Raw genomic sequence first — 15208 nt, 5'->3', positions numbered from 1 at the left:
GGAGAATCATGTCGGTTTTGGACGAACTGGTGGCGGGCGCGCTGGAGGACCAGCAAACCCGCGAGCGTACCGTGTCGCTGGAGGAAGTGAAGCAGGCCGCGCTGGCGGCCCCGGCCCCGATCGACGCGATGCGATGGCTCAAGCGCGCTGACGGTATCCCGGTGATCGCCGAAATCAAGCGCGCATCCCCGTCCAAGGGCCACCTGAGCGACATCCCCGACCCGGCCGCGCTGGCCCGCGAATACGAGCAGGGTGGCGCAAGCGCGATCTCCGTGCTCACCGAAGGTCGCAGGTTCCTTGGCAGCCTCGACGATTTCGACAAGGTCCGCGCCGCCGTGCACATCCCGCTGCTGCGCAAGGACTTCATCGTCACCGACTACCAAATCTACGAGGCCCGCGCCCACGGCGCCGATCTGGTGCTGCTCATCGTCGCCGCGCTGGATGACGACAAGCTCAAGCACCTGCTCGACCTCGCACACGAACTGAAGATGACCGTGCTCGTGGAGACGCACACCCGCGAGGAGATCGAACGCGCCCGTAAGGCCGGCGCCAAGGTGATCGGCATCAACGCGCGCAACCTCAAGAACCTGCGCGTGGACGTGAACAAATACAACGAACTGGCCGCCGATCTGCCCGACGACGTCATCAAGGTGGCGGAGTCCGGCGTATTCGGTGCTGTCGAGGTCGAGGACTACGGCCGGGCCGGCGCGGACGCCGTGCTGGTGGGCGAGGGCGTAGCCACGGCCGACAATCATGAACTTGCAGTGGAACGACTAGTAAAGGCAGGAGCACAAGTGAAAGCATCCGAATCCACCCCGTTGAGCGAGCATCAGGGACCGTACTGGGGACAGTTCGGCGGCCGCTACGTGCCCGAGGCCCTCATCACCGCGCTGGATGAGCTCGAGCGCGTCTACAACGAGGCCAAGGCCGACCCCGAATTCCACAAGGAGTTCATGACCCTGCAGCAGCGTTATGTGGGACGTCCGAGCCCGCTGACCGAAGCGCCGCGCTTCGCCCAGCTCATCAAGGACAAGACCGGACTGGACGCCCGCATCTTCCTTAAGCGCGAGGATCTGAACCACACCGGTGCGCACAAGATCAACAACGCGCTCGGCCAGGCCCTGCTCGTCAAGCGCATGGGCAAGACCCGCGTGATCGCTGAGACCGGTGCCGGCCAGCACGGCGTGGCCACCGCCACCGTGTGCGCGATGATGGGCCTCAAGTGCCGCATCTACATGGGCCAGATCGACGCCCGCCGTCAGGCCCTCAATGTGGCCCGTATGCGCATGCTCGGCGCCGAGGTGGTCGAGGTCACGCTCGGCGACCGCATCTTGAAGGATGCCATCAACGAGGCCCTGCGCGACTGGGTCACCAACGTCAAGGACACCCACTACCTGCTCGGCACGGTCGCGGGCCCGCATCCGTTCCCGGCCATGGTGCGCGACTTCCAGAAAATCATCGGCGAGGAAGCCAAGCAGCAGCTTCAGGACTGGTACGGCATCGACCATCCGGACGCGGTGTGCGCCTGCGTGGGCGGCGGTTCCAACGCCATCGGCGTGATGAACGCCTTCCTCGACGATGAGCGCGTGAACCTCTACGGTTATGAGGCCGGCGGCAACGGCCCCGAGTCCGGCAAGCACGCCATCCGCTTCGCGCCCGGCACCGGCCAGCTCGGCATGTTCCAGGGTGCCAAGAGCTACCTGCTGGAGACCGACGAGGGCCAGACGCTCGACACGTATTCCATCTCCGCCGGCCTCGATTACGCCTCCGTGGGTCCCGAGCACGCCTGGCTCAAGGACATCGGCCGCGTGAACTACAGCTGGGCCACCGACGAGGAGGCCATGAACGCCTTCCGCGACCTGAGCCAGACCGAAGGCATCATCCCCGCCATCGAGAGCTCGCACGCCGTGGCCGGCGCATACAAGGCCGCCGCCGATCTCAAGGCCAAGGGCTACGACAAGGCCGTGATGATCATCAACATCTCCGGCCGCGGCGACAAGGATATGGCCACCGCCGGCAAGTGGTTCGGCTACCTGACCGATGACCAGGCCAAGGCCCTTGAAGTGACCGGCGCGCACGGCAACACCGTGGCCTGAGGCGCGGAATAAGCACAATCTCTTGTAGAACCTCCCCTCAGTCACTTCGTGACAGCTCCCCTCCAGCGGGGAGCCAGTGAGATGACGACTGAGAGAAGCAACAACGAAAAAGGAAAAGCTTTACTATGACCAACACTGCAACCACGCCCTCCGGCCAGCCGCTGGGCATCAGCCACGAGCCCAGCCAGACCGAGGCGATGTTCGCCAAGTTCAAGGCCGCCAACAAGCCCGCCTTCATCGGCTACCTGCCCTACGGCTTCCCGAACCCGGACGTCTCGCTCGAAGCGCTCAAGACGATGGTCGAGCACGGTGTCGACGCCGTCGAGATCGGCCTGCCCTACTCCGACCCGGTCATGGACGGCCCGGTCATCCAGGCCGCGTCCTCCATCGCCCTGAAGAACGGCGAGACCATCAAGCGCGTGTTCGAGGCCGTCGAGACGGTGGCCAACGCCGGCGGCGTGCCGCTCGTCATGAGCTACTGGAACCTCATCTACCACTACGGCGTGGAGCGTTTCGCCACCGACTTCGAGAACGCCGGCGGCGCGGGCCTCATCACCCCGGACCTCATCCCGGACGAGGCGGGCGAGTGGATTGAGGCCTCCGACCGCCATGGCCTCGACCGCATCTTCCTGGTCTCCCCGGATTCGGCCGACGAACGTCTCGAGACCGTGGCGAAGAACGCCCGCGGCTTCGTGTACGCGGCCGCCCGCATGGGCGTCACCGGTGAACGCGCGCATCTCGACGCCTCTCCCGAGGTGCTCGTGGAGCGCACCCGCAAGGCCGGCGCTGAAAACGTGTGCGTCGGCATCGGCGTGTCCACCGCCGAGCAGGGCGCCAAGGTGGGCTCCTACGCGGACGGCGTAATCGTCGGCTCCGCGCTGGTTCACACGCTGCTCGCGGACGACAACAGGACCGCGCGCGACACCGCCGAAGGCCTGAAGTTGCTGGCCGCCAAGAGCGAGGAACTGGCCGAGGGCATCCACAACGCCCGTTGATGCATCGCGTGTATCACAACGCTGCGGCATACGTGTGTCGTGGCCGCACCGCACCGTCCCATGCATGCCATGAGCACGATGCGGTGCGTGCCGCACGGTAGGGTAGTGCACGCAACACCATGTGGTCATGCGCAGGCGTGACCCCGGCAAGTCCAGCAAGTAGAGGCAGCATGAATCTGGCTTATATCCCTTCGCCGACCTTCTCCAAATTCCAGATCGGTCCGTTCACCATCCACATGTACGCGATCTGCATCCTCATCGGCATCTGTGTGGCCGTGTGGATCCTGACCACCCGCTGGAAGCGGTACGGCGGCACCTTCGACCAGATTCTCGACACCACGCTGGTCACGGTACCCTGCGCTTTGGTCGGCGCCCGCCTGTACCACTGCATCACCACGCCAAGCATGTACTTCCCGCCCACCGGCGATCCGGTGAACATCCTCAAGGTCTGGGAGGGCGGCATGGCCATCTTCGGCGGCATCTCCGTGGGCGCGCTGACCGCGTTCCTCTGGTGCCGTCACCGCCGCTACCCGTTCGCCATCTTCGCGGACTCCATCGCGCCCGCCCTGCTGGTCGCGCAGGCCATCGGCCGCCTCGGCAACTGGTTCAACCAGGAGCTGTACGGCTGGCCCACGACCCTGCCGTGGGGCCTGAAACTCAACGACGCCGACGCCATCGGCAAGTCCGAGATCTGCTACAGCGGTTCGCAGTGCCCGGACTACACCACCACGCTGTTCCATCCCACCTTCCTCTATGAGATGATCTGGAACCTCATCGGTGCCGCGATCATCGTCTATCTCGGCAGGAAACTCGCCGATCGGCTCAAGGCCGGTCAGCAGTTCGCCATGTACATGATGTGGTATGGCCTCGGCCGCACATGGATCGAGAACGTGCGCATCAACTACTCCACGGTGATTCTGGGCCTGCGGACCAACGTATGGACCGCCATCATCGTGTTCGTCCTCGGCTGCATCCTCTTCGTCGTGCTCTACCAGCACGGCACCGACGCGCAGGAGCAGGCTCGCAAACTCCAGGCGGTCACCGCCGACGAGCTCGAGCGCCAAAGCGTCGAAGAGGAGAAGAACAAGCAAAAGAAGCGTTAACGGCGACCCGACGCCCCGCGAAATACCGGGGCAAGTCCCATTTGAAAGATAAGGTAGGAAACCATGAGCAAGATCGCAATCGCACCCAGCATTCTGTCCGCCGATTTCTGCAACCTCGAGCGAGACCTCAAGGCCATCGCCAACGCGGACCTCGTCCATGTGGACGTGATGGACCATCATTTCGTTCCGAACCTCACGCTGGGCGAGCCGATCGTCAAGCGCATCTGCGAGGTCACCGACCTGCCGGTGGACGTGCACCTCATGATCGAGGACCCGGACCGTTGGGCCCCGGAGTACGCCAAGCTCGGCGCCGCCTCCGTGTCCTTCCACATGGGCGCCACGCACGCCCCCGTGCGTCTGGCCCGCCAGCTGCGCGACATGGGCTGCAAGGCCTGCTTCGCCGTCCGCCCGGCCGAACCGGTCGAACCGATCTTCGACATCCTCGACGAGTTCGACATGATTCTCATCATGACCGTTGAGCCCGGTTTCGGTGGCCAGAAGTTCCTCGACAACCAGATGGCCAAGGTGCGTCGCCTGCGCGACGAGATCACCCGCCGCGGCCTCAAGACCCGCATCCAGGTGGATGGCGGCGTGAGCCCCAAGACCGCGCACATCGTGGCCGAGGCCGGTGCCGACGTGCTGGTGGCCGGTTCCGCCGTGTACGGTGCCGAAAGCCCCGCCCAGGCCATCGATGATATCCGCACCAAGGCCGAGGCCGCCTACAAGGACTGATTGTCGACCGGCGCGGCGGCATCCATGCATCCGCGCCCGACGCAATCGACGCAACCGTATCAATAAAGGAAACACAACATTATGAAGACGTTTGAATCCCTGTTCGCCGAGCTGAGCGAGAAGGCCGAGACCCGCCCCGAGGGCTCCCTGACCGTCGAGGAGCTGGACAAGGGCACCCACTTCATCGGCAAGAAGATCATCGAGGAGGCCGGCGAGACCTGGATGGCCGCCGAGTACGAAGGCGCCGACCGCACCGCCGAGGAGATGAGCCAACTCATCTACCACGTTCAGGTGATGATGATCAAGCACGGTCTGACCCTCGAGGACGTCTACAAACATCTGTGACGGCGGGCCGGAATCTGACCGGCCACAATCCGATTGGCCATTCCTGCCGATGCCTTGTGCGTGGTCCTGTGCACCGCGCTTCGTGCCACGCACAAGGCATTGGCCGGGCCACAGCCGAGAGCAACGTCTTCAATGCCGCAACCGATTGATTGCGTCGTGGAAATCTGAGTCGTAGGAAGCTGTACACACAGTAACTCCCATCAGGGAGAGGAGCATTTATGCTGAGAATCGCCGTTCCGAACAAGGGCATGCTGTCCGAGCCTGCTTGGAACATGCTGGCCGAGGCGGGATACCGTCTGCGCACCAATCCGCGCCAGCTCGTCGTCCAGGACCCGGACAACGACATCGAACTGTTCTATCTGCGCCCGCTGGACATCGCCGTGTACGTGGGACGTGGCGCCATCGACGTCGGCATCACCGGCGAGGACCTGCTCAAGAACTCCGGCACCGAAGCCATCGAGCATCTTCCGCTCGGCTTCGGAGCCTCCACCTTCCGCTTCGCCGCGCCGAACGAGTCGCCGATCTCCAAGCTTGAGGACATCCAGGGCAAGCGCGTGGCCACCACCTTCGACAAGCTCGTGCAGGACTATCTGACCGATCACGGCATCACGGCCGAGACCATCCACCTGGACGGCGCCGTGGAATCCTCCGTGCAGCTCGGCGTGGCCGACCTCATCGCCGACGTGGTCTCCACCGGTACCACGTTGCGCAACGCCGGCCTGCGCATCTTCGCCGAGCCGCTCATGCACTCCGAAGCCTGCCTCATCCGCTCCCCGCGCCTTGATACCAACGACCCGCGTCTGGCGGTGCTGTCCCGCCGCCTTCAGGGCGTGCTCACCGCACACCAGTACGTGCTCATGGACTACGACATCCCGATCAGCAAGGTGGCCGCCGCCGTGGCCGTGACCCCCGGTTTCGAGAGCCCGACCATCTCCCCGCTGCACGACAAGCAGTGGAACGCCGTACGCGTCATGGTGCCCAAGGCCAAGGTGAACCAGCTGATGGACGACCTGTACGAGGTCGGCGCACGTGGCATCATCGTGACCGCATTGCAGGCGTCGCGCATCTGATCATTCAATTGTTTTAGGTGGACATGACCAGCCAGAAAGCCAACACCAGCAGATACAGCCCGGAGGCGCGGGACATCTACTTCACCGTGCCCAACATCATCAGTGCGTTGCGCATCATCTCGATTCCGTTCATCACCGTTCTGGTGTCACGGCACGAGATGATCGCCGCACTGGCGCTGATTGCCGTATCCTCAGCTTCCGATGGTCTTGACGGCATCATTGCTCGCCGTTTCAATCAGGTGAGCAAGATCGGGCAGATTCTCGATCCCATCGCCGATCGACTGCTCATCTTCTGCTCCATTCTGGCGTTGGGCATAGCCGGCATCATCCCTTGGTGGATGCTGATCATCGTCGGTCTGCGCGACCTGTGGATGGCCATCCAGGTCATCTGGCTCGCGCAGTACGACTACGGTCCTTTGCCGGTGCATTTCGTGGGCAAGGCGGGCACCGCACTGCTCATGATGTCCATCGTCGGACTGATCTTCGCCGATCTGGGCACCTCCACGTTCTTCCATCTGCTCTATCTTGCAGCCCTTGCCGCGGGCATTTGGGGACTGGCCATGTACTGGCTCGCCGGATACATCTACACCAGGCAGGGCGTGACGTTGCTGCGCAAGGAGCTGGGGGAGCGGTATGGCTCCTGACCTCACGGCACCGGTCTCGTTCCCCGTGCCCAAGGAGAACGAGCCGGTCCGACGCCGTGCGATCTTCTCGGCATCCGTACGCGGCATCGATTCCCATCACGCATTGTCGCCCGACGACGCGGGCGCCATCCGCACCCGCCGCCGTCGCAAAACCAACGACGATTCGCTGCGGCTCATCGACGATTTGGTCAACCGGCCGATGGACCCGATGTTCTCCGACTCCCGACTGGTCCACGAGCACCGTTCCGCACTATCCGTCTGGGCGACCCGCATCATCGTCTTCCTCATCTGCGTGGGAGTCGGCTTTGCGGGGAGCCTGTTCGTCCAGCAGCTTCAATCCGACCCGCGCAAGCAGGTGCGGCAGACCCTCGCCGGCCAGCTCGAGGACCGCAACAGCCAGATCGACGGTCTCACCAAGGACGTGAACTCGCTGCGCACTCAGGTGGACGCGCAATCCAAGAAGATCTCCGGCACCGTCAAAAGCGAGGCCCTGCTGCAGGATGAGATGCTCAACGGCACGGTCGCCGTCGAGGGGCAGGGGATCACCATGACCTTGGCCGACCCGATCGCCGCAAGTCAGTCGGATCAGACCTCGTCCTCCCGCGTCGGCACGTCCAGCAACATCCGCGTGGTCACCGATCTCGATCTGCAGCAGCTCGTTTCGCTGATGTTCCAGAACGGCGCCGAGGCCATCGCGATCAATGGCAACCGGATCGGCGCGCAGACTTCCATCCGCAAGGCCGGCGGACACATCCTCATCGGCATGACCGCGATCCAAAGTCCGTACACCATCGAAGCGATTGGCAACAAAAACGATCTGGCGGACGCCATGGGGGAGAAGAAACTCGCAAGCCTTTACGATTCCTTCAAACAAGCCGGCATTTACCCCCAAGTGAGCAAGAGCAATTCGATTAGACTTGAGGCAGCGGTGGCTGGGGACGTCCAGTACGCGGAGAGGAACGAATAATGGCAGCGGTACTCGGGCTTATCATCGGCGTGGTCGTCGGTGTGTTCGTCAAGCCAGACATTCCGGTCATCGTGCAGCCGTACCTGCCCATCATGGTGGTGGCCGCGCTCGACGCGCTGCTCGGCGCCGCCCGCGCCTATTTCGAACGCAGCTTCTCCGACCGCGTGTTCGTCATCTCCTTCTTCGCCAATGTGATCACGGCCACCCTGCTGGTGTTCCTCGGCAACCAGCTCGGCGTCGGCTCGCAGCTGCAGACCGCCGTCATCGTGGTGCTCGGCATCCGCATCTTCTCGAACGTGTCCGCCATCAGACGATTCATCTTCCGAGGCTGAGCCATGGCCCGACGCGCGAAATCGAACAACATGCTGGAGAAACTGCGGGATCAGCATGCCCAGGACACCGTCAACGACCGCATGGAGACCGGCTCGTTCCCCACCGTGCGCAAGAAGCCGCGGCGCAACGACAATCGCGGCGGATTGCGGTCGCGCCTGCTCTCGTCGGTGCTCGTCACCCTCATGTGCGCGCTGCTCGGATTCGCCTACATGACCCAGATCAACAATTCGAAGTCCACGTACGAGACGCTGGACGAAACCGAACTGGTCCGTCTGCTCAACGAATCGAACACGCAGATCACCAACCTCGAGCAGCGCAAGAGCCAGCTCACCGAGCAGCTCAACTCGCTCAAGTCGGCCGCCGACGAACAGGAGCAGGCGCGCAAGATCGCCAAGCAGAACGAGGATACATCCGGCTTGATTTCAGGCCGCCTGCCCGCCAAGGGGTCCGGCATCACCGTGCGAGTAAGCCGCGGATCGACCAAGGTCGACGCCTCCATCATGTTCAACCTCATCGAGGAGCTGCGCAACGCCGGAGCCGAGGTCATCGCCATCAACGACGTACGCGTCGTGGCGTCCACCTACATCCAGGACGCGGATGAGGGACTCATCGCGGACGGCACCACCATCAAGCCCACCTACGTGGTCAAGGCAATCGGCAACCCGCAGGAACTGTCCAACGCCGTGGACATCGCCGGCGGTGTGGGAGCACAGCTTCAGGTGAAGTATGGGGCCAGCGTGGACGTGCAGTCCTCGGACAACATCGTCATCGACGAGGTCCACGTCGCCACGCCGAACACCTATGCGAAAACCGCGGAATGACGGTGATGGCACCGGGCGCCGGGCGGCGCGTGTGCCGTGTTCCGCGTGAGGAATCGCCGTACGAGCGCGTGCCCCGCGTGGGCAGCGTCATCCGGCACGTAATCCGACTGCGTGAGCAATGGCAATCGACAAAGATGGCTATTTCGCGGCTTTTCCGCACGTCGATGAACGAAACCGCAATCGTCCTTGTACTATAGGAAGTTATGACTGATCCGATTCCTACCGCAGGCGAAACCACCATCATCGGTTTGCCTGCCATCAATGTTTTGCCCATCACCTCCACCGGAGACCGTCCACTGACCCAGGACGATCTGGATACGATCACGCGCCTGTCCGACGGCACCGCGCTGCTGATTTCCACCAGGGGCGCGGTATCCGGCTCCCGATATCTTCTGGACGAGGACGAGATCACCGTGGGACGCGATCCCCGCGCGGACATCCTGCTGGACGATTCCACGGTATCCCGCCAGCACGCCGTGTTCCGCCGTACCAATGGCACATTCACCGTCATCGATGCGGGCAGCCTCAACGGCACCTACGTGAACCGGCAGCGCGTCGATCAGGCGGTGCTGAAGAACGGCGACGAGATCATGATCGGCAAGTTCCGGCTCATGTTCTTCACCAAGTCCGCAGTCATCTCCCAATAACCGATACCAACCAGCTGACGGGTACACTGGGGGAGGGCACCGCCCAGCGGAAACCGCGGGAGAGCGCCGGCGCCCGGTAAGGGGGCATGATGGAACAGACCGGGTTGCATCTGCATACGCCGCTCGCCGAGCGGACGAACCTCAACGATCATGCGGTGCAGGGGGAGCTGTTCTCCAGCACCGATTCCGAGGAGCCCAAACGCGGATACCGCGGCACCGTCGCCTCGAAGGTCGCCGGCATCACCTATCGGCAGCTGGATTACTGGGCGCGCAAGCAGATTGTGGAGCCGTCGATCACCCCCTCGCACGGCTCCGGTTCGCGCCGGCTGTACTCCTTCAAGGACGTGGTGATTCTCGCCGTCTCCAAGAAGCTGCTTGACGCAGGTGTGAACCTGCAGAACGTCACTGCGGCCATCGGCTTCCTGACCCAGCGAAGCACCGGCCAACTGGCTAACGTGACCATCATGTGCGACGGTCAGGAAGTACACGAATGCACCACCAGCGAGCAGATGCTGGATCTGCTCAACAGCGGCAAGGCGGTGTTCGCCGTGTCGGTCGGTTCGCTCTGGCATCAGATTGAGATGGCGCTCGAGCACGAGGATTACGTGGATCTCGAGTCCAACCCGGTTACCATCACCACCAATCGTCCCATCGACGAGCTCACGGCCATGCGCATGCGCAAGAAGCTTGAGGCGCAGCGGCGGCAGCGGGAACGCGAGAGCGCGCTGCACTGAGCGCTGAGCTAGGTCCGTGTGGCGTGCGTTGGCATGAATGCCATAGCTGAATGCCGGTCATCGTGTTCCGTATTCCGGTGCCCTGCCGGTATTTTGACGTGTTGCGGTCTGTCTCAATCGCCGATGTCTCTTGCTGGATGCACTGGGAATTCTCGCGATAAGAGCACTGAGGAACGGTTCTTAGTTTTGCTCTCGGGCTTCCCGTATAGGAATGACTTCTGCATGATTCCACGTTTTTCGGAGGTTCACTACTTATGACGGTCATCGTCGAACTGCTGCCCGTGGCGTTATGGATCGTCGCCGTGGTCATGGCGGCAAACATCATCGGCATCACCATACTGCACGGGCGATTGTTCATTCCACGCTCGCGTCGTGGGCCGGTCAATCCGGTGAGTTGGACGATGGTGATGGCTCATGTGACGTCATTCGTGATGGCGATTGTGCCGTTCCCCGTATACGCGCTGATGGCGTATTCAATGGCTGCCAACGTGCGGGCGTTCTATGAACGATATGCGCTGTTCGGCGCGATAGTCGTCATCGTGCTGGTGATGTCGGAGATCGCGGCGATGTACGTGCAAGCGCGTCATGCGATGGAAACGGAGATGGATCGACGACTGGGCAAGGCCGTGCGCCCGCAGCTCTAATCGAGTGCTTTTCGAGCTTGCGTGGCACACAACCGTGCCCCCGCAGACGATTTTTGCGTCGAATCGGTCTACGGTGGCACAGGTCGTGCCCCCGAGAGCCTTAATGCACCTATTTTCAGCTATGGTGGCACACCCTGATAAGCTCGAAAACCGCATGATTCCGCCATTTTCGGTGAACCATCAGTGAATCATGCATTTTGCCCCGTGCCCCCGCAGCTCAAATCCATATGATTTACGGCTCCCGGGGCACACCCTTCACACACCCCCACCTGCTCGACGAATGGAATCGTGTATCACCGGCACATCGTCCACGCGAACGGTCGCTTTTTCTAAGGGACTGTTAAGCCAAAGTGCGTATTTGCTCCAAGTAATCGCGGTATTCCAAGGAGAATCGATGCGCATCAGTTCCTGTCATACCAGAAATCATTGGTATTCACTGGGCGATTCACCGCTTATTAGTGAAGTCCAAGTCAGTTAAGCACACTTTGGTCTAACACAACCTTTCCGAACGTACGCATTCAGATGTCAGAATGATTGATGGACGATGGATTCGACGCGCCCATCGAGTGCGTTCTTGCCCGATAATGGAGTTGGAACAAGCGGCTTAAGGGGGAATGACGCATGGGATTGCAGCAGGGGAATGGGGTCGGGAACGCCGTCCCAGGGAACACGTTAGGAAACACAGGCTCCAGGAACACGGGTTTAGGGAGCATAGGCTCAGGAGACACCGCCACGAGGAGTAGCGCAGCCTCAGGAAATCGGTCGATGATGCCTTTACAAGCTAACCTGCCACCCGATCGATATCCGTCCTCACGCCGTGTATGCGGGGCGGCCGGAATCGTTGCCATCGTTTGCATTGCTGTTGGGGGAGTCATCGCCGCTCTCGGTACGTGGTATTACGGCCAAGCGTCATCCGATATGTCGGCTGCCGTGGATGGAACCTACGACGGTGTTCCGGCAGAAACGCTCAGCGTACTGCTGTTCGGCCCGTTTGTGGGCGTGATCATGGCAGTGGTATCGCTTCTGGGAATCGTGCTGTTGACGGCCGGCTGCGTCATTCTCGTCGTGCACCTTATCCGCTGGCATGTGCCGGATGCACAACACCGGTGCTTGTTCCCGGTCGTACCGGCAATCACTTGCGTCTTGGCGGCATTCCTATGGCTTACCGCCATGTTCCTGCCTTTCCCGCAGAATGATGTTGCTCCATCCGTCTGCCGGTACGTCGCGGGCGCCGTATTGGCCACGGGGTTGATTGTTGCAATCGGCTGGCTGATACGGATTCTTCGTGTCCGATAGTGATTTCGAATCCCGGCTATGCGCGCCGCGAGTCTGCGAGGGGAAACATGTGCCAAGCGTATGTCAGACGAGACGCCTAACACGAGTCATATCATGCCGGCAACCGTATGCACATCGCGTGCCAAACGTGTGCCAAATCCAGCCGAAAATGGCCGAAAATGGCAGGATCTCGTTGATGTCCGATAATCCGTGAAAACGACACAGCCCTTGGAATCATTTGGTTCCAAGGGCTTCCAAAACAACTTCTGGCACATTATCCGATAATGTACGTTATGTCAGATTGATTTTGGGAGGATTCCCCGGAACCGTTGGAATCATGAGGGAACGGTGCCATTCCGCCGTCTCAAGCAGTCTGGCCGGCGGGACGTCGTTTGACGGATTGCAGCCATTCCCGGCCGTTACCGGCTCGGATAGTCACACGATAGTCACAACCCGCAATAGTCACACGATAGTCACAACCCCGCGGGGCCGGAATGGCCTCGTTGCGGGCGCATATACCCGCCCCGTCGGCAACGGATAGTCACACGAAGGGGGTACTGAACCATGACGGAGAGGAAGGCCAGGGGAAGGCCATCGGACAATCGGACAACCGGTCTTGCTCAGGCGCTCGGTCGTCCGACCGTAAGGTCGTTGTCGGAATACGAGCAACGCGGATCGATGAACGGATCCGTCTTGTCTCCCCCATGCTTCGCCTCATACAAGAACGCCGCGCTTACCGGCTCTTCGCCTTCGACGCGCATCCGTCCGTTGTTCAGGCGCAAGGTGAGGAAGACGGGTCCATCGCTGTTTTCGGCGTAGACGCGGATGGTTCCAGTATCGGAGGCATGGAAGAGAATGCGCTTGATGTCCATGTATATCGTGTCCCCGTCGAAATCCGTCTGGTCGGGGCATGGCTTGAGATGGCCGAACCGGTTCGCGCGGATGGCGAGCAGCGTGCGGTCGGCGTGGACCCAATCGCTTATCGGGCCCCAGGCGGCGAGAAAGAGCGGAATGACGACGAAGGCCAGGACGGCGATGGTCGCGTCGATGGGGAACGGCGGGTCTCCGTGGAAATAGGTGTCGGCGATGGAGCGTTTGATGCCGAGCAGCAGGTAGACGATGAACAGGATGATCGCATCGAGAGCGGCCACCATGATGGCGACGACGACGATGGTGAACAGAGTGCCGATGATGCTGTCGCCGGCCGCCTCGCGCGTACCGAGAATCCAGTCGCGTTCCCCGGCCTTGTCCGTTTGATCCGGCATGAGATCCGCCTCCATCTGACCTTCTGGTCGTTGTCTCCATTATCGGACGAATGGCGGATGTGGCGGCATCGATGTCTCAATGCGGGCGGTTTCATCTTTCGGCATCGGCGCGCTCACTTATCAGTCTTCGACTACAGGTATCACACAAGGCCATGCAGCTATCTCGGTTGTAAGGGGTACATTGACGCCGTCTCGGACAGGTATCTGCTTTGCAAGGGGTACCCGAACGGCGAAACAGCAAGTACTATGGTCGGAATTCCAACGGAAATACACGGGCTTTCGACGTTGAGGCACCCCTTGCAAAGCAGATACCTATCCGCAGAAGAGCTAATGTACCCCTTGCAAAGGAAATAGCTCCGTTAAACCAACTTTGACATACGAAGCGAGCCAGCTGGGTTGATTTCCCAAGGAGATCAACCCAGCCAAACCCCGACCTGATTAGTCCATGTCAATTCTGGTTTAACAGAGCCAAGGAAATAGCCTCCACAACCCTTCCCGCAAACGCGCATGCGATCCTATCGAAAAGGATGCATTGACGAAACCGTCAGACAGCGAAACCGTCCGGACCACGCTACCAGTCAGCGGTCGAAGCGCACTCCCCTAGGGTCGCTTGGCCGGCACATGAGCACGGCGATTGCGATTATGTAGACGAGGGTCATGAGCGAGCCGACACCCATCCATATGGTTCACCAGCCTGACTCGGGCAGTTCGGGCCCATCGTAGGAGCCGTAGGCGGCGAGGAAGCCGAACGTGCCAATCAGCGACGTGCCCCGATATGATACCGCAATGCGTCGGAGAATCCCTATATCCTACGCATCCGTGGGATAATGGTGGTAACGCCGGTATTATGCGGTTCATCGGGGTTGATGATAGTTGTGCACGGCCAAGGAAGGCCGGCGGACAGGCAAATATGGAAGGCGGAAGACCATGAGCACGCAGAATGTTTGGCTCTTCGGGTGTTTGTGTGGGTGTAGATTGCTGGTCTGGCCTGCTGGCTATTGGCGTCCGGGGAGTGTGAGGTTGAGTCCTCCGCATTTGAGCATGACGAGGCTGATGAGGTTGTCGAGGTTCCTGTAGCCGTAGCCGATCTTGATGGTGGTCTTGATCTTGTTGTTGATGGCCTCGAGCCTGGCGTTGGACAGTCCGGAACGGATGGTTGCGAGGATGTCGAAGTGGCGCCTGGCGATCTTCTCTCCGAGCGGGACGAAGCCCGGGATGCCGGACAGGAACGCGTCCGCGGCCCATTGGCGCAGCAGGGGCGCGGCCTCGTCCGCCGTCTGCTTGAGGATCATCCTGAGGCGTTCCTTGAGCTTGTACGCCTCCCAGAGGGTCTCGTTGGTGTTCGCCACGCACTCCAATTGGGCCTTCTGGCCGGCGGTCAGGTCGTTCTCGTTCTTCAGCAGCGCCCAACGCGCGCCCTTGATCGGGTCCTTGGCGCCCTTCCGGGCCGTGCCGGCCTTTCTGGCCTCGCGCCATGCGGCGGTGCGGACCTTGTCGAGAGCGTCGGTCGCCCAGGACACGATGTGGAACCCGTCGA

16 protein-coding genes are annotated in these 15208 nt (G+C 61.5%); 14 read left to right on the top strand and 2 right to left on the bottom strand.

Translation table 11 applies throughout. The features are described 5' to 3' along the window. Positions 1 to 8 precede the first annotated feature (8 nt). The 14 genes from BMYO_RS10600 (at position 9) to BMYO_RS10535 (ending at position 12427) form a co-directional block, all read left to right on the top strand. Positions 9 to 2096, top strand: a complete 2088-nt coding sequence (locus BMYO_RS10600) for a bifunctional indole-3-glycerol phosphate synthase/tryptophan synthase subunit beta (protein ID WP_094668432.1) — start codon at positions 9 to 11, stop codon at positions 2094 to 2096. 125 nt (positions 2097 to 2221) lie between these two features. After that, positions 2222 to 3091, top strand: coding sequence for a tryptophan synthase subunit alpha (gene trpA, locus BMYO_RS10595; protein ID WP_094668431.1), 870 nt, complete (start codon positions 2222 to 2224; stop codon positions 3089 to 3091). 170 nt (positions 3092 to 3261) lie between these two features. Further along, the gene (gene lgt / locus BMYO_RS10590) at positions 3262 to 4194 is read left to right on the top strand and encodes a prolipoprotein diacylglyceryl transferase (protein WP_094668430.1); all 933 of its coding nucleotides are present in this window, start codon (positions 3262 to 3264) and stop codon (positions 4192 to 4194) included. Between the two features lie 63 nt (positions 4195 to 4257). Beyond that, positions 4258 to 4926: a ribulose-phosphate 3-epimerase gene (gene rpe / locus BMYO_RS10585; protein ID WP_094668429.1), complete on the top strand. Its 669-nt coding sequence runs from the start codon at positions 4258 to 4260 to the stop codon at positions 4924 to 4926. Positions 4927 to 5007: 81 nt separating this feature from the next. Further along, a complete protein-coding gene (locus BMYO_RS10580; RefSeq protein ID WP_094668428.1) occupies positions 5008 to 5271 on the top strand; it encodes a phosphoribosyl-ATP diphosphatase in 264 nt (87 codons plus the stop codon). Positions 5272 to 5489: 218 nt separating this feature from the next. Next, the gene (gene hisG / locus BMYO_RS10575) at positions 5490 to 6341 is read left to right on the top strand and encodes an ATP phosphoribosyltransferase (RefSeq protein ID WP_094668427.1); all 852 of its coding nucleotides are present in this window, start codon (positions 5490 to 5492) and stop codon (positions 6339 to 6341) included. A 23-nt stretch (positions 6342 to 6364) separates the two neighbouring features. Beyond that, positions 6365 to 6985, top strand: a complete 621-nt coding sequence (locus BMYO_RS10570; protein ID WP_094668452.1) for a CDP-alcohol phosphatidyltransferase family protein — start codon at positions 6365 to 6367, stop codon at positions 6983 to 6985. After that, complete coding sequence (locus BMYO_RS10565) at positions 6975 to 7952, top strand: DUF881 domain-containing protein (protein ID WP_094668426.1); 978 nt, start codon at positions 6975 to 6977, stop codon at positions 7950 to 7952. The genes BMYO_RS10570 and BMYO_RS10565 overlap by 11 nt, the downstream gene beginning before the upstream one ends. After that, complete coding sequence (locus BMYO_RS10560) at positions 7952 to 8284, top strand: small basic family protein (RefSeq protein ID WP_094668425.1); 333 nt, start codon at positions 7952 to 7954, stop codon at positions 8282 to 8284. The genes BMYO_RS10565 and BMYO_RS10560 overlap by 1 nt, the downstream gene beginning before the upstream one ends. A gap of 3 nt (positions 8285 to 8287) precedes the next feature. Next, positions 8288 to 9106: a DUF881 domain-containing protein gene (locus BMYO_RS10555; protein ID WP_094668424.1), complete on the top strand. Its 819-nt coding sequence runs from the start codon at positions 8288 to 8290 to the stop codon at positions 9104 to 9106. 203 nt (positions 9107 to 9309) lie between these two features. Beyond that, entirely contained in the window at positions 9310 to 9753 is a 444-nt protein-coding gene (locus BMYO_RS10550; RefSeq protein WP_094668423.1) for an FHA domain-containing protein, read from the top strand. Between the two features lie 89 nt (positions 9754 to 9842). After that, a complete protein-coding gene (locus BMYO_RS10545; RefSeq protein WP_094668422.1) occupies positions 9843 to 10487 on the top strand; it encodes a MerR family transcriptional regulator in 645 nt (214 codons plus the stop codon). A gap of 254 nt (positions 10488 to 10741) precedes the next feature. Beyond that, positions 10742 to 11131 carry a hypothetical protein gene (locus tag BMYO_RS10540; protein WP_094668421.1) on the top strand — a complete coding sequence of 130 codons (390 nt, stop codon included), beginning with the start codon at positions 10742 to 10744 and terminating at the stop codon, positions 11129 to 11131. Positions 11132 to 11896: 765 nt separating this feature from the next. Then, positions 11897 to 12427 carry a hypothetical protein gene (locus tag BMYO_RS10535; RefSeq protein ID WP_094668420.1) on the top strand — a complete coding sequence of 177 codons (531 nt, stop codon included), beginning with the start codon at positions 11897 to 11899 and terminating at the stop codon, positions 12425 to 12427. A gap of 599 nt (positions 12428 to 13026) precedes the next feature. Here BMYO_RS10535 and BMYO_RS10530 read toward each other — a convergent pair. After that, positions 13027 to 13671 carry a hypothetical protein gene (locus tag BMYO_RS10530; RefSeq protein ID WP_143249175.1) on the bottom strand — a complete coding sequence of 215 codons (645 nt, stop codon included), beginning with the start codon at positions 13669 to 13671 and terminating at the stop codon, positions 13027 to 13029. Positions 13672 to 14666: 995 nt separating this feature from the next. After that, positions 14667 to 15208, bottom strand: a 542-nt coding sequence (locus BMYO_RS10525) for a transposase (RefSeq protein WP_143249174.1), incomplete at its 5' end; no start/stop codon positions are given.

Source organism: Bifidobacterium myosotis (genome assembly GCF_002259745.1).
GTDB classification, from domain to species: domain Bacteria; phylum Actinomycetota; class Actinomycetes; order Actinomycetales; family Bifidobacteriaceae; genus Bifidobacterium; species Bifidobacterium myosotis.
Note: the sequence above shows the minus strand (reverse complement) of the source record. Positions and strands in the feature narration are given on the sequence as shown.